This is a genomic window from Paenibacillus agaridevorans (genome assembly GCF_003112455.1).
Classification (GTDB): domain Bacteria; phylum Bacillota; class Bacilli; order Paenibacillales; family Paenibacillaceae; genus Pristimantibacillus; species Pristimantibacillus agaridevorans.
Map to the genome: position 1 here is coordinate 1,704 of NZ_BDQX01000356.1, position 20,950 is coordinate 22,653.

Sequence of the window (20,950 nt, forward strand, 5' to 3'; positions counted from 1 at the left end):
GCTGTCTGCATGATTTAGGATGAGCTTTTCACCGAAATGAATATTCATCGTTCCATGGAAAATAATAATCGCGAACGAAACCATTGCCATTCAGGAGGTGCATCGTATTGGATTCAACCGGCAGCAAGAAAAAGCCGAACCGCGAAGCGGAGGACGGATCTGTCGCTACAATGGAGCAGCCGACCGCAAATCCGGCAGGACCGCTGACCTATGAACAGGAAGCGAAAAACAACTCCCGGCGCAAATTTTTGAAGACGACAGGATATACGCTTGGCACGCTGGCGCTGGGAGGCGCGTTAAGCTCGCTCATCGGCTGCACGAACAATTCGGAGGAGCCGACGCCCACCGGGGAGCCGGGAAAGGGAGAGGAGGAAAAGGCTCAACCGCGAAATTACAACCGCGCGCTCATGTTTCTGACGCAGGAACAGTTTCGCATCGTGGAGAGCGCGACGGAACGTATTTTTCCCGAGGACGAGAACGGCCCCGGAGCGAAAACGCTCGGTGTTGCTTACTTCATCGACCATCAGCTGGCAGGAGAATGGGGGTTTAACGGACGCGACTATATGCAGGCGCCGTTCTATGTGGGCGAGAAGGAGCAAGGGTATCAGGGACGGCTGAAGCGGCGCGAAATTATTGAGATCGGCATCAAGGAACTGAACAACTACAGTTTGACGCAATATCAGAAGAGTTTCCCGGAGCTGGTTGCGGAAGATCAGGATGAGGTATTGAAGGCGTTCGAGTCGGATGCGGTGCAGCTGACGACGATCTCGGCGAGCAGTTTCTTTAAAATGCTTCGCACGAACACGCTCGAGGGCGCCTACAGCGACCCGCTGTACGGCGGCAACCTGGACATGAACGGCTGGAGGATGCGCGGTTATCCCGGCAATCAGATGAGCTACACGGCTGCAATTGACAAGGACTATACGAAGATGGACCCGATCAGTCTTCAAGATCATATGGCCCATTAGCGAAGCGGAGGGACAAAGCGGCATATGGCCAAAACGTTACCGAAAACGGATGTCGTCATTATTGGAGTCGGCTGGAGCGGCGGCATTATCGCGGCTGAGCTGACGAAAGCCGGATTAAACGTCGTCGGTCTTGAACGGGGCAAGGACCGCAAGACCGAGGATTATTTTATGGTGCACGATGAGTTGCGTTACGCGCTCAGATACGAGATGATGCAGGATTTGTCCAAGGAAACGATCACGTTCCGAAGCAATGAGGGGATCAGGGCGCTGCCGATGCGTTCCTACGGCTCGTTCCTGCTCGGGGACGGTCTAGGCGGCTCGGGGGTTCATTGGAACGGACAGACGTATCGTTTTTTGCCGTACGATTTCCAGATACGCAGCAAGACGATCGAAAAGTACGGGAAAAACAAAATCCCCGCGGAAATGACGATTCAGGACTGGGGCATTACGTACGACGAGCTCGAGCCGTATTACGACAAGTTCGAGCAGATGGCCGGTATTTCCGGCGAGCCGAATCCGCTGGGGGGAGCGCGCAGCAACCCGTATCCGACGCCGCCGATGAAGAAATCGCCGGCGCTTCAACTGTTTGAGGATGCAGCCAAGCGGATGAAGCTGAACCCGTACATGATGCCGGCGGCCAATCTATCGGAGGGATATACGAATCCGGATGGTATTTCCCGGGCGGCCTGCCAATATTGCGGTTATTGCGAACGGTTTGGCTGCGAATACGGAGCGAAGGCCGATCCTGTTGTGACGGTCATCCCCGTCGCGAACAAAACCGGCAAGTTCCAGATTCGCACCCATTCGAACGTGCGGCGCATCTTGCACAAGGGCGGCAAGGCGACGGGAGTGATGTACACGGACGTTACGACCGGAGAAGATATCGTGCAACCGGCGGACATCGTCGTCGTGACAAGTTACGTGTTCAATAACGTCAGGCTGCTGCTTCTCTCAGAGCTTGGGGAACGTTATAATCCGGAGACGGGCAAGGGGGTTGTCGGCAAAAATTACGCCTACCAGGTTATTAAAGGCAGCGCGGCGGGTTTCTTCGAGAAGCAGCAATTCAACACGTATGCCGGTGCGGGCTCGCTGGGCGTTACGCTGGATGATTATAACGGCGACAACTTCGACCATAGCGATTTGAAGTTCATCCACGGCGGAGCGATCGCATTGTCGCAGACGGGCTCCCGTCCGATCCAGAACAACCCGGTGCCGTCGGGCACGGCGACCTGGGGCAAGGAATTTAAGGCAAAGTCGCTTCATTATGCGTACCGGACGCTCGGCGTGGGCGGGCAAGGCGCTTCGATGTCGTTCAAACATCATTTTCTGGACCTGGATCCTACTTACAAGGATGCGTTTGGGGATCCGCTCATGCGCGTTACCTTCGACTTCGAGGAGCAGGATCGGGAACTGGGCGTATATTTGGCCGCGCGCAGCGCCGAAATCATGAAGGAGATGGGGGCGGATCATGTCGACTATCTGAAGGAAATCGGTCCATACGAGATCGTGAATTACCAGTCTACGCACAACACGGGGGGCGTCATCATGGGCGCGGAACCATCGACCTCGGCGGTCAACACGTACTGCCAAATGTGGGACGCGGACAACGTCTTCGTCGTCGGGGCCAGCTCCTTCCCGCAAAATGCCGGCTACAATCCGACGGCCACGGTCGGCGCGCTCGCTTACCGTACGGCCGAAGGCATCTTGAAATACAGGGAGAAGGGCGGCTTGCTCGTGTGAGCAGCTTGCCCTTTTTCCAGACCATCTCTCTATTTCCCGGAAAGAAACGAGCCGCGTCGCAAAGGACGCCGGCCGTTTCGTCCGGGTGCTTCTATGACGGCAAAAAACCTCTATACCACTCGAGGTGGCTATAGAGGTTTTTGCGTGTTCGTTATGGGTTCGGGTTAGGCTACAGCAGCTTTTTCAAATCATCTTGGACGTCGATTGCGGCAGCGCCGGGCGTATCATCCTCTACGATCCCGCGTGTTGAACTGCGGAACTCGCGGAGTGTATCGCCGAACGCGCGGCCGAGCATGGGAAGCTTGGACGGCCCGAACACGATAAGCGCAATGAGCAGAATAATGATCAGCCCGGATACGCCGATGTTGTTGAACATGAAGTTGGCTCCTTTCGTAATGGCGAATTAAGATGCGGGTCAGGATCAGGTAGGATCCGGCCTAAGGACCGGAACCGCGTAATGACGTTTCGCATACCGTCTCGACAGCAGCGCGCTGAGCTCGAAGAGCACAATAAGCGGCACGGTCACGGACAGATGGGAGACGAAGTCCGGCGGAGAGATGCAGGAGCCGACGACGGCAAGGCCTACATAGGCGTATTTGCGCGTTACTGTCAGCCTCTCGGGCGTCAGAACGCCGAGCCGCGTCAGGAACAGCATGACAATCGGCATTTCGAATGCGACGCCGAGCGGAAATACGACGCTGAACAGGAAAACAAAATATTTGTCGATCCCATACGTTTCCACCGCTCCGACGGTGTGGTTCATTTGCATCATGAACCGCATCATCATAGGGAAGACGAGAAAATAACTGAAAGACACCCCCGCAAGGAACAACGCGAACGATGCAGGGACGTATGCGAGCGTTCCCTTCGCTTCCTTCTCCGTCAGGCCCGGCCGCACGAACGCCCAAGTCTGGTACAGCAAGAGCGGCAGCGTGAATAGAAAGGCAAACAGGAAGGCGCAGCGAAGGTAGATGAAAAGCCCGTCCGTGAACGAGAATACATTCCATTCGACTTCTGTCGAGACGTTGCTGGATTTGATATACTGCAGGATTTTCGGTGAAAGATAGAGACCTGCGCACATCGTGACGAAGAACCAGCAGGCGACGAGAATCAGCCGTTTCCTAAGCTCGGCGAGATGTCTCACGAGATCTTCCTGCATCTCCAAGGAATCACCTCATTTCCTCATTTTCCATACGTTTCTTATAGATTGTCCAAAGCGCGTCGCCTTATTCGACTTTGCCAAGCCGAATATTCCTGTCGCGGATCGGGAAAAGTAACCACATCTTTAATGACAAATGAGGTGTATGCAAGTGAGAAGTCCGAACAAATGGGTGTTGGGGTTGGCTGTAATTGCGCTAACGATTAGCTTGGCTGCATGCGGAGGAAACGCCAATAAAGGCACGAACAATGCCGGAACAGGCAATAATGCCCAGAATCCGGGAAATGAGGGTAATGCGGGCAATGGCGCGACAGTGGATACGGCGGCAGCGGAGGAAGTCTACAAAAAGAGTTGTATCGGCTGTCACGCCGCTGATCTGGCGGGCGGTGTAGGCCCGAACCTGCAGAAAGTCGGCAGCGAAATGACGGCGGATCAAATCGAGGATACAATCGTAAACGGCAAGGGAGGCATGCCTGCTTTTAAAGGTCAGTTGACCGACGAAGAAATCAATTCGCTCGTGGGCTGGCTCGCGGCGAAAAAGTAACTTGAAGAGCCAATCGCAAAAAGGCCGTTTCGCTGCGATCCAACGATCGTCTGGCGAAGCGGCCTTTAAGTTAACGGGCATCCAACCGGGCCGAAGCCGGAGCCAAGTTGAACGTAGAATGGACAATGTAGTACCTTCGAATGGACGGATGTAAGCGCTTCCCGTTATGTAGTCAGTATAAGAGTTCTCAGGAAGTGCCTCCAGCGTTGTCGGAAAGTTAGTAATTCCAAGGAATTATCATAAGGCAGATCATAATCGCTATGTAAGATGATCGGCTCCTTACATAAGAAAAGCTCACGCTTTGGTTCAATATTTCTTATAGACAGAATTCGTCAGATTTCATTGACCGTAACCAGGGACTATGGTAGTTTTAGATCATAAATTCATACTGGTAAACTTGGAATTGATGTGCACAGATTGGATGCGAGGTGGATGCAGTTGCAACTTAAGGTGACGAACAGTCCGTTTAACGAAGCGCAGGTCGAGCTGCTTAACAAATTGCTGCCGACTTTGACGGACTCCCAGATTCAATGGCTTAACGGTTATATGGCGTTTTATAGGGCGGGTACCGCTTCCGCAGAATCGGCCATAGCTTTGCAGGAGCAGACGGCGGCAGCGGTAGCTACGCTTATTCCGGCTGAGGAAGCGGCTCAGCCCGCAGCGCCGGCTTTGCCGCGCGAGGCGGCTGTCCTGTTCGGCTCGCAGACGGGAAATTCGCAGCGGTTGGCGGGCAAGCTGGCCGCGCAGCTGAAGGAACAAGGCTTCGAAGTCACGTTGTCGGCGATGAACGCGTTTAAGACGAACGGACTTAAAAAGACGCCTTACTTGTTCATCGTGGCGAGCACGCATGGCGAAGGAGATCCGCCGGACAACGCGCTGACGTTCTACGAATTCCTGTTCAGCAAACGCGCGCCGAAGCTGGACGGCATGAAATTCTCCGTTCTGGCGCTGGGCGATACGTCCTATGAGTTCTTCTGCAAGACGGGTCAGGACTTCGACAATCGTCTCGCCGAGCTGGGAGCGGAGCGGCTTGCGCCGCGTATCGATTGCGACGTTGACTTCGACGGGCCGGCTTCGCAGTGGCTTGCGAGCGTCATTGGCGCGGTTACGGCATCTCCCGCAGCTTCGGCGACTGTTGCAGGAGCTGCATCGGTTGCACCGGCAAGCTCTGCAGCAACGACGACGGAGTCGGAATATTCCCGTTCCAATCCGTTCCAGGCCGAAGTGCTTGCGACGATTAACCTGAACGGCCGAGGCTCGGACCGCGAGACACGCCATCTGGAAATTTCGCTGGAGGGCTCCGGATTGACCTACGAGCCTGGCGATTGTGTCGGCATCTACCCGCAAAATGATCCTGCTCTCGTCGATGCGATTATCGCGGAGATGAAGTGGAGTGGCAGCGAGAACGTTGTACCGACCAAGGAAGGGGCAGAAGGACAGCTTCGAAACGCCTTGCTGGCTCAGTTCGAGGTCACGGTGTTGACCCGTCCTCTGTTGGAGAAGGCTGCCGCATTCTCGGAAAATGCCAAGCTGGCCGAGCTCATCCTGCCGGACAACAAGGCGACGTTGAGAGCTTATACCAGCGGCCGCGATCTGTTGGATTTGCTGCAAGACTTCGGCCCGTGGAAGCTGTCCGCCGCCGATCTTGTATCCATCCTTCGCAAGATGCCGCCGCGACTGTATTCCATCGCCAGCAGCGGCAACGCGCATCCCGAAGAAGTGCATGTCACCATTCGCAAGGTGGAGTATGAAGCGCATGGACGGAAGCGGGGCGGCGTATGCTCCGTGCAAGTATCCGAACGGCTGGAGGAAGGCGGCAGGCTGCCGATCTTCATCCAGAATAATCCGAACTTCAAGCTGCCGGCTAATCCGGATACTCCTGTAATCATGATAGGTCCGGGCACGGGCGTAGCTCCGTTCCGGGCGTTTATGGAAGAGCGCGAGGAGCTGGGCGCCAGCGGCAAGTCTTGGCTATTTTACGGGGACCGTCATTTCGTAACCGACTTCCTCTACCAGACGGACTGGCAGCGCATGTTGAAAGACGGCGTGCTTACGAAGCTGGATGTGGCGTTCTCCCGCGATACGGAGGAGAAGGTCTATGTACAGCATCGTATTTTGGAGCAAGCCGCGGAGCTGTACAAGTGGCTGCAAGAGGGCGCGCATGTCTACGTGTGCGGCGACGAAAAACATATGGCGCATGACGTTCATGCGGCGCTTCTGTCCGTGGTCGAGAAGCAAGGAGGCCTGAACGCAGAGGCAGCGGCGGCGTATTTAGCGGATCTGCAAGTAAGCGGGCGTTATCAACGCGATGTTTATTAATATCATTTATTTTTGATCATAGAGGGTAGCAACGGGTGAAACGGGAAGGAGCGGAAGCAGCAATGACGAAACAGAAGGTACAACCGGTCGGCGGAACTCCAAGCGATGTCGAGCAGTTGAAGATAGAAAGCAATTATTTGCGCGGTTCGCTTGTCGAGACGCTGGCAAACCGGGTTACGGGCGGTATGAGCGACCTGGACAACCGCCTGATGAAATTCCATGGCAGCTATATGCAGGACGACCGCGACGTGCGGAACGAACGTCAGAAGCAGAAGCTGGAGCCGTCGTATCAATTTATGCTTCGCGTCGTGACGCCGGGCGGCGTATCCACGCCGGAGCAATGGCTGGAGATCGACAAGCTGGCCCAGAAGTACGGCAGCGGCAGCATTCGCCTGACGACAAGACAGGCGTTCCAATTGCACGGCGTACTGAAGTGGAACCTGAAGCAGACGATTCGTCAGATCAACGACGTGATGCTGACGACGCTTGCGGCATGCGGCGACGTAAACCGCAACGTCATGTGTACGCCGAATCCGGAGCAATCCGAGGTGCATGCCGAGGTGCATCGCTGGTCGGAGCAGCTGACGAAACATCTGGCGCCGAAAACGCCGGCTTATCACGAGATATGGCTGGATGGCGAGAAGGTGGATACCGGCGACAAGCCGAAGGCGGAAATGGGCCTTGCCGGCAATGCCGTCGAGCCGATGTATGGGCCGGTATATTTGCCGCGGAAGTTCAAGATCGGCATCGCGGTGCCGCCATCCAATGATATTGATGTCTACTCGCAGGATCTCGGTTACATCGCGATTATGGAGAAGGGCAAGCTGGTCGGCTTCAACGTCACCGTAGGCGGCGGCATGGGCATGACTCATGGCGATAACAACACTTATCCGCAGCTCGGCAAAGTCATCGGCTTCTGTACGCCGGAGCAGATTCTCGACGTTGCGGAGAAGACGATCACGATTCAGCGCGATTACGGCAATCGTTCCGTACGTAAATATGCAAGATTTAAATATACGATCGACCGTCACGGCCTCGACTGGTTCGTCGAAGAGCTGCACGAGCGTCTCGGATGGCAGCTTGCGCCGTCCCGTCCGTTCCACTTCGAATCCAACGGCGATCGTTACGGCTGGTCGAAGAACAAAAACGGCAAATGGAACTTCGCCATTTATGTCAATAGCGGACGGATCATCGATACCGACGAGAGCAAGCTGATGACCGGTCTTCGCGAGATTGCCAAGATTCATACCGGCGACTTCCGTCTGACGGCAAATCAGAATCTGATTATCGGCAATGTCGCCGCTCCGAAGAAAAAGAAAATCGCCGAATTGATGGCGCAGTACGGCATCACGGACGGCTCCGAGCTGGTTGCCCTGCGCCGCAGCTCCATCTCTTGCGTGGCGCTGCCGACTTGCGGACTCGCAATGGCGGAAGCGGAGCGATACCTGCCGACGTTGATCGAGAAGCTGGAGCCTGTGCTTACGGAAGTCGGGCTTCGCGACGAAGAGATCAATATTCGGATGACGGGCTGCCCGAACGGCTGCGGCCGTCCGGCACTGGGCGAAGTATCCTTTATCGGCAAGTCTCCGGGCAAATACAATATGTACCTGGGCGCCGGCTTCTCCGGCGATCGTCTTAGCAAGCTGTATCGCGAGAACATCGGCGAGACGGAAATTCTGGACACGCTGAGACCGATCTTAAGCCACTACGCTTCGGATCGCGAGCATGGCGAGCATTTCGGCGACTTCGTCATTCGCAGCGGTTATGTAAAAGCCGTCGCGGACGGCACCGACTTCCATAGCTGATCGGTCGCAAGATAACATTTTCAACGGCACGGCTGCGCACTAACCTGCGTGGCTGTGCTTTTTTTACCACAATAGAATTTATAAGTTTCCAAGCACGCGGAAACCGAAATTCTATTTGGCGATAAAACCCACCTCTAAACGCGGTCGCTCATCACTGAGAGGCCTCGATAGAGGTTTTCTCAATTTTAAGCTAAAGAACTAGGCGGGAACGAGTCCACCGTCCTTGGCCCTCTGTAGGGTGTTGGCAGGCAGGGACGGGCGGATGTGTATGAAAAAGCGAGTACAATGGGGCGTTGGCAGGCGAGGACAGGCGGATGTGTATGAAAAAGCGAGTACAATGGGGCGTTGGCAGGCAAGGACGGGCGAATGTGTATGAAAAAGCGAGTACAATGGGACGTTGACAGGCGAGAACGAGCGGATGTGTATGAAAAAGTGAGTACAATGGGACGTTGGGGCGTTGGCAGGCAGGGACGGGCGGATGTGTATGAAAAAGCGAGTACAATGGGGCGTAGGCAGGCAGGTACAGGCGAATGTGTATGAAAAAACGAGTACAATGGGGCGATAGCTGGCAGGGACATGCGAATGTGTATGAAAAAACGAGTACAATGGGGCGATGGCAGGCAGGGAAGGGCGAATGTGTATGAAAAAGCGAGTACAATGGTGCGTTGGCTGGCAGGGACGAGCGGATGTGTATGAAAAAGCGAGTACAATGGGGCGTTCGTCGGGAGCGGCAGTACGACGGGAATTCATGGGTTTGAGATCGCAGCCAAGCGGACATGCTGATAAGACCGCGATTATGGGATCTAATCAAAGGAGGGAATGTTTCATGGTTGGCATTCATTCCGTGCATCGCCGCATGGCGGAGCTAACGCTCAAAGCGAGGGCGATCGGAGGGTATCACATGTTGTCTCCGCTGGAGAAGAGAGAGCTGGAGCATTGTCTGAAGGTGAACTTCGATCTTGTCTCCAATCTGGATTCGCTCAAGTCGGTCGCCTTTGTCGCCTACACGACTGGAGATGCCGAATGGCATCAAGAGCTTTGCGCCAAGATCGAACAGATTGAAGCCAAGCTTATTTAAGCTCCAGCATTTTTTTCAATAGTGCAACCAGAGTCAAACGAGACGGCAGCAGTCGTTAATACGAGACAAGCGGCCGCGATTGGAAGTGGTATACTCATCGTATAAGGTTAAGCATTCCTACCAATAACGATGAGAAGGCGGCGAGCTTGTTATGAAAAAATCGATGATAGCAGCCCAGTTATACACGCTTAGAGAGTTCTGCAAGGATGAGGCAGGTCTGAGAGAGTCGCTGCGCAAGGTGAAGGAAATCGGCTACGAGGCCGTGCAAGTGTCCGGTGTCGGCCCCATTGCTCCGGAGATCGTGAAAGCGATTGCCGATGAATACGGCCTGACGATCTGCGCCACGCATGTCGGTTATGACGCGCTTACGACGGATCTGGAAGCAACGATTGAGAAGCATAAGCTCTGGAACTGCCAATACGTCGGTCTGGGCTCCATTCCGGAAACGTTCCGTAATTCGGGCGGCGCGGGTTATGCCGAATTTGCCGGCATTGCCAGTGACATTGGCCGCAAGCTGAAGGAGCATGGCCTGCAATTTATTTACCATAACCATCACTTCGAATATACGAATTACGATGGCAGAACGGGCATGGCCATCCTGCAAGGCGACAGCGACAAGGATGCGGTGCACTTCGAGCTGGATATGTATTGGGTGCAAGCCGGCGGCGCGAGCCCAGTAGATGCGGTGCGGGAGGTTGACGGCCGCATGCGCGTCGTGCATCTCAAGGACATGGCGATCGTCGACAACAAGCAAGTGTTCGCGGAGATCGGCGAAGGCAATATGAACTTCCCCGCTATCATCGACGCTTGTCGCGAGATCGGCGTAGAGTGGTACGTGGTGGAGCAGGATGTCTGCTTGCGCGATCCGTTCGAAAGCCTGGCGATCAGCTACCGTTATTTGAGCTCCCTGGCGACGGACTAGTATTAAATCTGGAAAAAGCCTTTGGTTCCGATAGGGGGACCGAAGGCTTTTTAGTTTTTTCTATACCAGACTGAATACGGCTGTGCTACGCATCTCGGTTACGGCGCGCTTACGACGGTTCTGGAAGCCGCGATTGAGAAGCAGAAGCTTTGGAATTGCCAGTACACGTCGGTTTGGGCTCCGTTCCGGAAGCGTTCCGAAATTCGGGCGGTTCGGGTTATGGCGAATTTGCCGGCATTGCCAGCGACATCGGCGGCAAGCTGAAGGAGCATGGCCTGTAAAATTCATCTATCACCTTATTGACCCGGGATGATGCGCGTTGCCCTTCAAAGGACGGCAAGGCCTTATGGCTTTGAAATAAAGGCAAGCATAAGCGTTCTCCCTACTCAACCTCTACCTACACGTGAGTAACTTTTGAGAACAGACTAAAATGCGGGTCCGTGATCCTGCAGTTTGATTACGGTCATTTATGCGCAATGAACTGTTACATACCAAAGCACATAGCGGGGGAATGTGTTGGGCGTGATCCATCTTATGCATACGTGTACAATTACAGACATACACTGGTATCTGCTCTTCAGTTACGTTTAGTCGATTAACAATTGTACGAAAATACACAAATATAACTGCGTAAGTGCTAGTTTTCCGTGAATTTGTACAATTATACACAAATTATGGATCGGAAAGCTCCCGAGTTTAAATATGGGGCGAGTATTTGTGTATTTTTGTACAATTTGCTGAGTTGGGGTAGGTAAAGTCTGTGAAATTGTGTAGATATGTACAATTAGGGAGAAAGGATAAGACTCAGTACATACAGATTGTGGAGAAACAACGAGCCGTGGGACTTACAAGTTGTAGAGAACAACGAGCCGCGGGACGTACAAGTTGTGGAGAAACAACGAGCCGTGGGACCTACAATGGAGAAACAACGAGACTCAGTGCATACAAATTGTGGTGAAGACACGAAACTTAGGAAAATTGCTGAGAAACCACGAGCCTCGGGGCATACAAATTGTGGAGAGAAGGCCACGTTTCAGGCTAAACATAAAATTGTTTTGCCGACTGCTTTGCAAAAAAAGTGTCCTCACCGAGCGGTAATGTAGCGATGAATACTCCGTACGCCAGTAGAGTGTAAAGTTGCTGCGCAGTCGCCGCTGGCTGATTCATAAAGCGGAAAGCGGGGCGCCGACAAAGGTCGGCGCCAGTTCTTGCAGCTATATTTGTCAGCATAACCGCCTCGACACTCGACCCAGCCTGGATATGATCAGATCGTCCGCAAGCTCCGAGACCTCGACCCAGTCCAGATATGATCAGATCGTCCCCCGAAACCTCGATCCTACCCGAATATGATCAGATAGTCCTCCGAAACCTCGATCCTACCCGAATATGATCAGATCGTCCATCAGCTCCGAGACCTCGATCCTACCCGAATATGATCAGATCGTTCGTCAGTTCCGAGACTTGATCCAGCCCGAGTAAGATAAGATCGTCCGCAAGCCCCGAGACCTCGACCCGTCCGGAAATGATCAGATCCGCAAGCTCCAGGACCCTGATCCAGCCCGAAATGATCAGATCCTCCGTCAGCCCTGCGCCGTGCTGCTCTCCTTGCGCTCCAAAAATAGAGTGAGACCGATTAGAGTAACCAGAATCGTCGCCCCCATGTCGGACAGAATAGCGATCCATAACGTGAGCCAGCCTGGAATCGTGAGAAGGAGCGCGATCAGCTTCAGGCCAAGGGCTATGCCGATATTTAGCCGTATAATCCGGTCGACGCGCCTTGCAAGCCGCATCGCATAAGGCAGCTTGCCAAGGTGATCCTGCATCAGCACGATATCGGCCGTCTCCATGGCGCTATCCGTACCTTTGCCCATAGCGATGCCAAGCGTGGCGGCGGCAAGAGCGGGAGCGTCATTGACTCCGTCGCCAACCATTCCGACGCGTCCTTCCGCCGCCAAAGAGCGAATCGCGTCCACCTTATCCTCCGGAAGCAGGCCGCTCTTTACTTCCGATACGCCTATCCGCCTCGCAACCTTGCTCGCCGTCTTCTCATGATCGCCTGTCAGCATGACCGTTCTACGAATATGGAGTCCGTGAATGGCCGCAATGACGGACTGGCTTTCTTCGCGAACCTCGTCCTCGATGCCGAACAAACCAAGCACCGCCGAGTCGTCAGATACGATCGCAAGGGTGAGTCCGGCTGCCTTCAGCGCTTCAATATCGCTTCGAACCTGCTCCGGCATATCGAGATGAGAGGCGCTCAGCTCATTGCCGAGTCTGTAGATGCTTCCGTCAATTTCGGCTTCCATGCCGACTCCCGCTATAGTGCGGAGGGAAGACGGCGTCTCTCCGGCATCCGTAATGCCTCTTCGGATTGTTTCCTCCAACACAGCTTTGGCAAGCGGGTGGGTCGAGCCGCTCTCGATGAGGGACGCTACGCGGAACAGGCGCTCTTGGTCATAGACCCGCACTTCCGTCACATGCGGTTTTCCTTTGGTCAATGTGCCTGTTTTGTCGAAGGCGATCAGCTCCAGCTTTCCAAGCTGCTCCAGATGAACGCCGCCTTTGACGAGAATGCCATGCCTTGCCATGCGTGCGATACCGGATACGATAGCGATCGGCGAAGCCAGGATGAGGGCACATGGACATCCTACGATCAGGACGGATAATCCTTGGTACAGCCAAGTCGACCAGTCTCCTCGAAAGAGCAGGGGAGGGGCCAACATGACGACGACGGCAATGATCATAATGGCGGGCGTATAATAACGCGCGAATTTGTTAATAAACAATTCGGTTGGCGTCTTGGTCTCCTGCGCTTCCTGCACCAGGTGAAGAATGCGGGCGAGCGAGGAATCCCGGTATGCCTTGGTAATTCGTACTAACAGCAGTCCATCCTGATTGAGGCTGCCGCCTAAAACGATGTCGCCGGCAGCTTTGTAGAGCGGCAGAGATTCGCCCGTGATAGCCGCTTCGTTAACGGAGCTGACCCCTTCGATGATTTCGCCGTCGGATGGGATTTGATCGCCGGGCCTGATCTTTACGATATCGCCCGCTGCCAGCGCAAGTATGGGCACGATCACCTCGCGACCGCCCTCCATCTTGCGAGCTTCCTTAGGCGCCGTCTTGAGCAGCGCATCCATGGAACGCCGGGCTTTCTCCATGCCCAGTCCTTCGAGCCATTCATTCAGTCCGAACAGGATGGCTACCAGCGTCGCTTCTTTCCATTCGCCGATCGCAATGGCGCCGACGAGCGCAACGGTCATCAGCGTATCCATCGTGAATTTGAACCGCAGCAGATTGCGGAGACCTTTCAGGAAGGTCGAATATCCGCTGATGGCAGTCGCCGCCAAATAAATGGTCACAACGATCCAGGACTCCACTCGCCCATCAAGCAGAAGTCCAACGACATATAAGATGGCCGCGGCGAGGACGGGCCTCAGCTTCGTCCAACCGCTGCCATGGGAATGGTCATGTTCGTCTCCATGTTCGGCATGGTCATGTCCGTGCTCAATCTCGTGGTCGTCATGGGAGTGGATCCGTTGCCCCGCATGCGAGTGGGCATGACCATTTATGCTTCCGGCTGCCTCGGTATGCGCTGCGGCATCCGCTGGAGCAGCCGAGAGCGAGGCGCCGTCCGACTTCAGAATGCGGCGCACGGCTTCCATGGAGATCTCTTCGTTGACTCGCAATCTGCCCGAATTATAATTAAGCGTAGCTCCCTCGCCATGCTCAAGTTCCCGAATTTCTTGTTCCAGCCGCATTGCGCAGCCGCCGCAGGAGAGTCCCTTCACCTGATACTGCTTCATACCGCTCGCCTTCCTTCTCGTCTCCACATATGAATACTTGTTCATATGATATTATTTTTTAGCTTGTTCTGTCAAATACACATTCTTTGTTGAAGTAACTTTCATATCATTCGTAAAAAAATGTTCGATTTTTCTTATTGGGGGATGTAGAGGATGTCCGACTATTATGGTACGCTAAATGACATAAACCAAACGAGGTGAAAATGGAATGAGTGCACAAGTAAGACGCAAGAAAAATTCGGGGTCCCGCAATTTCGTATTGTATACGGCTATTGTCGTACTGATCATCGTATTGCTCGTTATTATTAATCAGACACAGAAGAAAAGCGAAGGACAAAACAAGGAACTGGCCAGCGCGCCTTCCACTCAGTCGCAGCCGGTGATGGGCGATACGAACGCGAAAGTATCCATCGTCGAATTCGGCGACTACATGTGCCCGTCCTGCAAATATTGGGGAGAGACGGTGTGGCCGCAATTGCAGAAGGATTACATCGATACGGGCAAGGCTACGTTTGCGTACGTTAACGTTGATTTCCATAAGCAGCCATCCGTTAACGGAGCTCTGGCGAGCGAAGCGGTGTTGAAGTCCTATCCCGATCAATTCTGGACGTTCCACAAGGCGCTGTACGACGAACAGCCGACTGCCGAGCACGATGAGGTATGGCTGACTGAGGACAAAGCCGTGGAAGTGGCCAAAGCAACCATTCCGGACTTGGACGAAACCGCCTTCCGAACCATTATGAAATCCGACGAGATGAAGGAACAATATCTCTTGGACAAGTCATTGTACGAGAAGTTCAACGTCAACCAAACGCCAACCATCATGATTAACGAGACGCAAATCGCAAATCCGTTCGATTACGCGGCGATTAAAGCGGCGATCGAAGCGAACCTGGAATAGGGGTGGGCTCATGGCATTCAGGAGGAACGCGTTGTACTTCGCCTGGCTGGTCGCTGTCATAGCGACGCTCGGAAGCTTGTATTTCAGCGAAATTCGCGAATTCATCCCTTGCGATCTGTGCTGGTTCCAGCGCATATTGATGTACCCGCTTAGCATTATTCTTGGCATTGCAGCGTTTTACGACGATTTCAAAATAAAAAAATATGTGCTGCCGCTCTCCATCATCGGCATGTGCGTCTCGACCTTCCATTATATGATGGAGAAAATCCCCGGGTTCGAGAAGGTGCGCCCTTGCACGAACGGCGTTCCGTGCACGACCGAGTGGATCAACTGGCTGGGCTTTATTACGATTCCTTTCCTCGCTTTGACGGGATTTACCCTCATCACGATCTTGCTTCTCGTCGCGAAGAAACGGGACAACGAGCAAGAAGGAGAATAGGAATATGTCTGGCAAATTGCTGCTCGTGGAGGACGATCTCTCTATCGGAGAGATGGTTGAAGATTATTTGACGAAAGAAGGCTACGCCGTCACGGTTGTTCGTGACGGCGTTGCCGCGCTTGAAACATTCCGCGCGGAGAGCTTCGATCTGGTGCTGCTCGACCTCATGCTCCCCAAGATGAACGGACTTGACGTTTTGCAGAGGTTCCGCGAGCGCAGCCGCGTGCCGATCCTGATCTTGTCGGCCAAGGACGGAGAGGTGGACAAGGCGCTCGGGCTGCGATTCGGCGCGGACGATTATATCGCGAAGCCCTTTTCGCTGCTGGAGTTGTCGGCGCGCGTAGCGGCCTCCATTCGCAGGGCGACTCAGTATTCGGAGGTTATCGCGGACGAAGCAGAAATCACGTCGGACAAGCTGACGGTCGGCGATTTGATCATGGATCCTTCCAATTTCATCGTAACGAAGAGAGGCGAGGAACTAAAGCTGACCGCCAAGGAATTCCAAATTTTAAAGCTGTTCGTGGAGCACCCGACACGGGTTTATACCAAAGCGTTGTTGTATCAGCTTGTCTGGAACGACACATATTACGGCGACGAGAATGTGATTAACGTACATATGCGGCGCCTGCGCGAGAAGATTGAAGACGATCCGTCGAATCCCCGCTACATCCGTACGTTATGGGGCATCGGCTATCGTCTGGGAGAACAGTAGCATGGCAGGGCTGTGGTTGTTGCCGGCTGCCGTGCTGCTGTTTTTTGCCGTGAGAGAGAGGTTGCGCAATCGCGCTTATCAGAGGGAGATTGCTTATATCAAGGGGAAACTGGATGACATAGCCCAAGCTCCTTCGAAGCAATCGACGGAACGAATCCTGTTAACGACTGAATCCCATGCCGTGCGGGAGCTGCTGGTCGGGATAAACGATCTGTTGGACCGTGCCGGCAAGTCGGCTGCCGACTATGCGATGACGGAGAGGGCCATGCGCAAAATGCTTGCCAACGTGTCCCACGACTTAAGAACGCCGCTCACCGTCGTCTTGGGATATGCGGAGATGTTGGCCAAAAATGTGAATATGACCGCGGAAGAACGCCTCCGGTTGTTAGAGAAAGTGCATCGGAAGACGGAAGAAGTGCTGGAGCTTATGAACGCGTTCTTTGATCTCGCCAAGCTGGAATCAGGGGATTCCGAGCTGGAGCTGTCGATGGTGGATGCGGGAGAGGTTTGCAGAAACGGCGTGCTGGCCTTCTACGATCTGCTGTCGGACCAGGGGCTGGAGGTAGACATTAAACTGCCGGAGGAGCCTGTCTGGCTATACGCAAACGAAGAGGCGTTGGGTCGCATTTTAAACAATCTGTTGTCCAATGCGGTGCGTTACGGCTCGGATGGCGGTTACTTGGGATTGTCGCTGTACGCCGAAGGGAGCGAAGCCGTCATCGAAGTAACGGACCGGGGCCGGGGCATTGACGCTGCCGATCAAGATCGGGTCTTCGAGAGATTGTACACGCTGGATGACTCAAGAAACAAACATTCGCAGGGGAGCGGGCTCGGCCTTACGATTACGAAGCGGCTAGTCGAACGAATGGGCGGGGTCATCGGAGTATCCAGTTTGCCGTTCGTCCGCACGACGTTTAAGCTGACGATGCCGCGTTCCGCAGGGGCAAGGCGAGGAGAGTAAGAAATAAGTAAGAAACGGGAAAGGAAAAAGAGAGGGGCCCGCGATAAGATAGAAACAGATCAGCAAGAGATCGAAATCTGGCGGGGAGTGAAAGACATGACGGATGTAATAAAGACGCGGCTGCTTAGCAAAACATATGGCAAAGCGGATATCGTAAAAAACGTCAATATGACGGTTAAAAAAGGAAGTATTTATGGCTTCCTTGGTCCCAACGGGGCAGGCAAGTCAACCTTGATGAAGATGCTGCTGGGTCTCGTCAGACCCTCCGGGGGCGAGATTGAACTGTTCGGAAGCAGGATGCTTCCGGGTTCGGTGGAGCCTCTCAAGCGAATCGGCCATATGATCGAGACGCCGGTCTTCTACGAGAAATTGACGGCGGAACAAAATCTGGCGCTGCATGGCGAATATATGGGGTTCTACAACCAGGACGCCATGAAGGAGTCGCTGAGCATGGTGGGACTAATCGGTATCGAAGGCAAGCCGGTCAAACAGTATTCGCTTGGCATGAGACAACGTCTGGGTATCGCAAGAGCGATCTCGACGCGTCCCGAGCTGCTGCTGCTCGACGAGCCTATCAACGGCCTGGATCCCTCCGGCATTCAGGAGATGAGGTCGCTGTTCCGCAGGCTTCGCGACGAATTCGGAATGACGCTGCTCGTATCCAGCCATCTGCTGGGCGAGATCGAGCAGGTGGCCGATGTTATCGGCGTTATCGATATGGGCGTTCTTGTCAGGGAAGTGACGATGGAGGATATACGCGCATCCAGGACCGATTACGTGGAGATCGTGACGGCCGATGCCAAGCAAGCCGCATACGTGCTGGAGGAGAAGCTGGGCATTCGGAACTTCAAGCTTATCGGCGAACGCACGCTGAGAGTATATGACAGGAATGTGCCGCAGGACGAATTGGCAAAGGGACTTATTCTAAACGGCGTATCCGTGGAGTCCATAAACCGGCGTCATCATTCGCTCGAAGACTTCTTCCTGGAATTGACCAAAGGAGGTGCGGTCCATGCTTAATCTCATTAAACTCGAGCTGCGCAAAGGACATCTGAAAGGTTATGCATGGGGTTCCGTGCTGGCATACGGCATCATCGCCGGTTTCCTGGCGCTTATCTATTTCACCGAAGGTCCGATCTCGGAAGAACCGATCTTCGCGAGTTACCCGGACATGCTGGAGATGATCGACGTGTTAGTCCGGGCTACGTTCATCATCTATGGGGCGGCTTTGCTGTCCAAACTTGTCATTAGCGAATTCCGGGACAAAACGATGGGGCTTCTGTTCGCTTATCCGGTCAGCAGGAAGAAGCTTATGTACGCCAAGCTGTCGATCGTCTTCATATGGACGTTTACGAACGTTGTTATAGCGAATGTGCTCGTCGGCACGATCTTCCTTATCATCAACGAAAATATGGGTTACGTTGATGATCAATGGAGCAATTCGCTTCTGTACGATCACGGTTTGACGATACTTATGCAAGCCATCGGAGCTGCGGGTATCAGTCTTCTGCCGCTTCTCTTCGGCATGAGGAAGAAGTCCGTGGTTGCGACGATTGTATCCGCCGTTCTTATCGTCATGCTGGTGGCCTCCAACAATATGGGCTTTACCCTGAGCTCCATCATCGCGATCCCGCTCTCGTTATCGGCTATCGGCGTTTTGCTAGCGTTCTGGAGCTTCCGCGACATAGACAAGGTGGACGTAGGCTAAGGACGGCAGAGTAAAATAGAGCAAGAGTAGAACAACAAGATTCCGAAAACCTCCGGCCGATGTTCTGTGGTACAACTAAAGAGTAAGAGTAGGCCGAGAGGATAGTGATATGCGATGGAGACGATCAACTTGCCCGCCCCGAAAGGCTTTCATTTTGGTCATAATCTGGCCTATCTGGAGCGTTCGGCGAACGAATGCCTGTTCCGCACGGAAGCCGGTGCGGTCTATAAGGCGATAACTGATGGGGTCTACGGGGCTGTGTGGCGTGTGAGTGAAGGCGATAAAGGCGGGGTGAAGCTGGAGCGATTGACGGAGCCAGTTGCGGTTGCCGGTCTCTCCGGCTTCACGGGAACCGAAAAGGAATCTGCCGGCGGAGAGCCGGTGCTGCTGTTGGCGTCGGAGCAGGAACAGGCGGCATCGAAGGTTGCTTGTGGTCCGCGGTCTCTGTCTGCCAAGGAGTCTCTTACCTCCGAAGCAATTGCTTACGTGCGCGAATGGTTTGATCTGGAGCGGGACCTGACTCCGTTCTATTCGCTGGCGGAGAATGATCCTTGGCTGCGGGAGCCCGTCCGCCGCTTCCAGGGTCTCCGGCTGCTAGGCATACCGGATCTGTTCGAAGCGTTATGCTGGGGCATTATTGGCCAGCAGATTAATCTGGCGTTCGCGTACACGCTAAAGCGCAGACTGGTCGAGCAATACGGCCGATGCATCGAGCATGGGGGCCATGCCTACTGGCTGTTCCCGGAGCCGGAGACGATCGCGGGGCTGACGGTAGAGGAGCTTGAACCGCTGCGTATGACGACGCGGAAGAGCGAATACCTCATCGACACGGCTGCGGCCGTGGCATCGGGCGAGTTGACGAAGGAGAGGCTGCTGGCATCGGGCAGTATAAAGGAAGCCGAGCGCGTGCTTGTCAGTCGGCGGGGCATCGGTCCCTGGACGGCCCATTACGTCATTATGCGATGTCTTCGTTACCCGGACGCGTTCCCGATCGACGACGTTGGTCTGCATAACGCGATCAAGTCGTTGACTGGCGAGGGCCGCAAACCGACCAAGGAAGAGCTATCTGCCATGTCGCAAGGCTGGACGGGCTGGGAGGCGTACGCGACTTTTTACTTGTGGAGGCTGCTCTATTAGAGCGGTCTTCTTTGTGCATATGCGAGGGCGGGGGCGGGCACAGGCAAATGCACAGGTACAGGTGCAGGAAGAGGCAGGCAAAAGTGCACAGGCACACAGGCGCAGAGGTGCAGGTAGAGGCAGAGGTAGGCACAGGCGCAGAGGTGCAGGTAGAGGCAGAGTCAGAGGCAGGCACAGGCGCAGAGGTGCAGGTACAGGCAGAGTCAGAGGCAGGCACAGGCGCAGAGGTGCAGGTACAGGCAGAGTCCGAGGCAGACACAGGCGCAGAGGTGCAGGTAGAGGCAGAGTCAGAGGCAGGCACAGGCACACAGGCACACAGGCACACAGGCGCAGAGGCAGAGGGCAAGTAACAACGTAGAGGCTTGCTTCACAATAGAGGTCCCTTCTATATATGGCTGATTATCAGCATGCGACCACAAACTCGAAGCCAACGAATATTTTGCAAGTTACCAAGACCAGTAGAGGGAAAACCTCCCTCTATTATGCCCGATTTGCCGTTTGCGACTCAAATAGAGGGAAAAGTGACATCTAATATGGGGGGAATGGTCGAAATCACACCAGGCTGAATGAATTAGAGGGAGAAATTCCCTTTCTTCGCGGAAATGTTGGTGCTACGCTGGAATTAGTGGGCACTTTTCCTATTAAATGTAGATAGAAAGCCAAAGCCAAGCAGGCACTTAGTCGCTGTTTCACCAACTGGCGAATGTGCTGCTAAAGCGCGTTCCGCGAAATTACCTCCATACCCGATAGCACA

The 20,950-nt window shown here is 54.2% G+C and carries 19 protein-coding genes; 16 read left to right on the forward strand and 3 right to left on the reverse strand.

Going from position 1 to position 20,950, the window contains the following annotated elements; genetic code table 11:
* Positions 1-107 precede the first annotated feature (107 nt).
* Both PAT3040_RS27365 and PAT3040_RS27370 read left to right on the forward strand, forming a co-directional pair.
* Entirely contained in the window at positions 108-968 is an 861-nt protein-coding gene (locus tag PAT3040_RS27365; RefSeq protein WP_258235187.1) for a gluconate 2-dehydrogenase subunit 3 family protein, read from the forward strand.
* 24 nt (positions 969-992) lie between these two features.
* Positions 993-2,708: a GMC family oxidoreductase gene (locus PAT3040_RS27370; protein WP_087569777.1), complete on the forward strand. Its 1,716-nt coding sequence runs from the start codon at positions 993-995 to the stop codon at positions 2,706-2,708.
* 169 nt (positions 2,709-2,877) lie between these two features.
* Here PAT3040_RS27370 and tatA read toward each other — a convergent pair whose 3' ends face one another.
* Complete coding sequence (gene tatA / locus PAT3040_RS27375; protein WP_087569776.1) at positions 2,878-3,084, reverse strand: twin-arginine translocase TatA/TatE family subunit; 207 nt, start codon at positions 3,082-3,084, stop codon at positions 2,878-2,880.
* Positions 3,085-3,129: 45 nt separating this feature from the next.
* The gene (gene tatC / locus PAT3040_RS27380) at positions 3,130-3,867 is read right to left on the reverse strand and encodes a twin-arginine translocase subunit TatC (protein WP_373863978.1); all 738 of its coding nucleotides are present in this window, start codon (positions 3,865-3,867) and stop codon (positions 3,130-3,132) included.
* Between the two features lie 151 nt (positions 3,868-4,018).
* On the opposite strand from tatC, the gene PAT3040_RS27385 reads away from it, so the two are divergent.
* The 6 genes from PAT3040_RS27385 (at position 4,019) to PAT3040_RS39065 (ending at position 10,816) form a co-directional block, all read left to right on the forward strand.
* A complete protein-coding gene (locus PAT3040_RS27385; RefSeq protein ID WP_246608485.1) occupies positions 4,019-4,411 on the forward strand; it encodes a c-type cytochrome in 393 nt (130 codons plus the stop codon).
* Between the two features lie 438 nt (positions 4,412-4,849).
* Positions 4,850-6,730 carry an assimilatory sulfite reductase (NADPH) flavoprotein subunit gene (locus PAT3040_RS27390; protein WP_108995306.1) on the forward strand — a complete coding sequence of 627 codons (1,881 nt, stop codon included), beginning with the start codon at positions 4,850-4,852 and terminating at the stop codon, positions 6,728-6,730.
* A 62-nt stretch (positions 6,731-6,792) separates the two neighbouring features.
* Positions 6,793-8,535, forward strand: a complete 1,743-nt coding sequence (gene cysI / locus PAT3040_RS27395; protein ID WP_108995307.1) for an assimilatory sulfite reductase (NADPH) hemoprotein subunit — start codon at positions 6,793-6,795, stop codon at positions 8,533-8,535.
* An 826-nt stretch (positions 8,536-9,361) separates the two neighbouring features.
* Positions 9,362-9,613 carry a DUF7667 family protein gene (locus tag PAT3040_RS27400; RefSeq protein WP_087569773.1) on the forward strand — a complete coding sequence of 84 codons (252 nt, stop codon included), beginning with the start codon at positions 9,362-9,364 and terminating at the stop codon, positions 9,611-9,613.
* 151 nt (positions 9,614-9,764) lie between these two features.
* Positions 9,765-10,535 (forward strand): sugar phosphate isomerase/epimerase family protein, encoded by a 771-nt coding sequence (locus PAT3040_RS27405; protein WP_108995181.1) that lies wholly within the window; start codon positions 9,765-9,767, stop codon positions 10,533-10,535.
* A gap of 149 nt (positions 10,536-10,684) precedes the next feature.
* Positions 10,685-10,816, forward strand: coding sequence for a hypothetical protein (locus tag PAT3040_RS39065; RefSeq protein WP_258235188.1), 132 nt, complete (start codon positions 10,685-10,687; stop codon positions 10,814-10,816).
* 1,299 nt (positions 10,817-12,115) lie between these two features.
* On the opposite strand, the gene PAT3040_RS27410 is transcribed toward PAT3040_RS39065, so the two are convergent.
* Positions 12,116-14,338 carry a heavy metal translocating P-type ATPase gene (locus PAT3040_RS27410; protein ID WP_108995182.1) on the reverse strand — a complete coding sequence of 741 codons (2,223 nt, stop codon included), beginning with the start codon at positions 14,336-14,338 and terminating at the stop codon, positions 12,116-12,118.
* A 208-nt stretch (positions 14,339-14,546) separates the two neighbouring features.
* Between PAT3040_RS27410 and PAT3040_RS27415 the strand changes: the two genes are divergently transcribed.
* The 8 genes from PAT3040_RS27415 to PAT3040_RS27450 all read left to right on the forward strand — a co-directional run bounded on the left by PAT3040_RS27415 (position 14,547) and on the right by PAT3040_RS27450 (position 20,546).
* Positions 14,547-15,239, forward strand: coding sequence for a DsbA family protein (locus PAT3040_RS27415; protein WP_108995183.1), 693 nt, complete (start codon positions 14,547-14,549; stop codon positions 15,237-15,239).
* A gap of 10 nt (positions 15,240-15,249) precedes the next feature.
* Complete coding sequence (locus PAT3040_RS27420) at positions 15,250-15,678, forward strand: disulfide oxidoreductase (RefSeq protein WP_108995184.1); 429 nt, start codon at positions 15,250-15,252, stop codon at positions 15,676-15,678.
* Between the two features lie 4 nt (positions 15,679-15,682).
* A complete protein-coding gene (locus PAT3040_RS27425) occupies positions 15,683-16,390 on the forward strand; it encodes a response regulator transcription factor (protein ID WP_108995185.1) in 708 nt (235 codons plus the stop codon).
* A gap of 1 nt (position 16,391) precedes the next feature.
* Positions 16,392-17,351, forward strand: coding sequence for a sensor histidine kinase (locus tag PAT3040_RS27430; RefSeq protein ID WP_108995186.1), 960 nt, complete (start codon positions 16,392-16,394; stop codon positions 17,349-17,351).
* Between the two features lie 96 nt (positions 17,352-17,447).
* Positions 17,448-18,371: an ATP-binding cassette domain-containing protein gene (locus tag PAT3040_RS27435; RefSeq protein ID WP_087569766.1), complete on the forward strand. Its 924-nt coding sequence runs from the start codon at positions 17,448-17,450 to the stop codon at positions 18,369-18,371.
* Positions 18,364-19,059 (forward strand): ABC transporter permease, encoded by a 696-nt coding sequence (locus PAT3040_RS27440; protein WP_108995187.1) that lies wholly within the window; start codon positions 18,364-18,366, stop codon positions 19,057-19,059. The genes PAT3040_RS27435 and PAT3040_RS27440 overlap by 8 nt, the downstream gene beginning before the upstream one ends.
* Positions 19,060-19,173: 114 nt before the next feature.
* Complete coding sequence (locus PAT3040_RS27445) at positions 19,174-20,196, forward strand: DNA-3-methyladenine glycosylase family protein (protein WP_108995188.1); 1,023 nt, start codon at positions 19,174-19,176, stop codon at positions 20,194-20,196.
* A gap of 47 nt (positions 20,197-20,243) precedes the next feature.
* Complete coding sequence (locus PAT3040_RS27450) at positions 20,244-20,546, forward strand: hypothetical protein (RefSeq protein WP_181376872.1); 303 nt, start codon at positions 20,244-20,246, stop codon at positions 20,544-20,546.
* The last annotated feature ends 404 nt before the right edge of the window (positions 20,547-20,950 follow it).

What these genes read in the sequence shown, in the direction of transcription:
- PAT3040_RS27435 (WP_087569766.1), top strand. Translation starts at nt 17,448, where the DNA reads ATGACGGATGTAATAAAGACGCGGCTGCTTAGCAAAACATATGGCAAA.
- PAT3040_RS27400 (WP_087569773.1), top strand. Translation starts at nt 9,362, where the DNA reads ATGGTTGGCATTCATTCCGTGCATCGCCGCATGGCGGAGCTAACGCTC.
- PAT3040_RS27405 (WP_108995181.1), top strand. Translation starts at nt 9,765, where the DNA reads ATGAAAAAATCGATGATAGCAGCCCAGTTATACACGCTTAGAGAGTTC.
- PAT3040_RS27445 (WP_108995188.1), top strand. Translation starts at nt 19,174, where the DNA reads ATGGAGACGATCAACTTGCCCGCCCCGAAAGGCTTTCATTTTGGTCAT.
- PAT3040_RS27410 (WP_108995182.1), bottom strand. Translation starts at nt 14,338, where the DNA reads ATGAAGCAGTATCAGGTGAAGGGACTCTCCTGCGGCGGCTGCGCAATG.
- PAT3040_RS27440 (WP_108995187.1), top strand. Translation starts at nt 18,364, where the DNA reads ATGCTTAATCTCATTAAACTCGAGCTGCGCAAAGGACATCTGAAAGGT.
- tatA (WP_087569776.1), bottom strand. Translation starts at nt 3,084, where the DNA reads ATGTTCAACAACATCGGCGTATCCGGGCTGATCATTATTCTGCTCATT.
- PAT3040_RS27425 (WP_108995185.1), top strand. Translation starts at nt 15,683, where the DNA reads ATGTCTGGCAAATTGCTGCTCGTGGAGGACGATCTCTCTATCGGAGAG.
- PAT3040_RS27370 (WP_087569777.1), top strand. Translation starts at nt 993, where the DNA reads ATGGCCAAAACGTTACCGAAAACGGATGTCGTCATTATTGGAGTCGGC.
- tatC (WP_373863978.1), bottom strand. Translation starts at nt 3,867, where the DNA reads ATGCAGGAAGATCTCGTGAGACATCTCGCCGAGCTTAGGAAACGGCTG.
- cysI (WP_108995307.1), top strand. Translation starts at nt 6,793, where the DNA reads ATGACGAAACAGAAGGTACAACCGGTCGGCGGAACTCCAAGCGATGTC.
- PAT3040_RS27415 (WP_108995183.1), top strand. Translation starts at nt 14,547, where the DNA reads ATGAGTGCACAAGTAAGACGCAAGAAAAATTCGGGGTCCCGCAATTTC.
- PAT3040_RS27420 (WP_108995184.1), top strand. Translation starts at nt 15,250, where the DNA reads ATGGCATTCAGGAGGAACGCGTTGTACTTCGCCTGGCTGGTCGCTGTC.
- PAT3040_RS27450 (WP_181376872.1), top strand. Translation starts at nt 20,244, where the DNA reads ATGCACAGGTACAGGTGCAGGAAGAGGCAGGCAAAAGTGCACAGGCAC.
- PAT3040_RS27430 (WP_108995186.1), top strand. Translation starts at nt 16,392, where the DNA reads ATGGCAGGGCTGTGGTTGTTGCCGGCTGCCGTGCTGCTGTTTTTTGCC.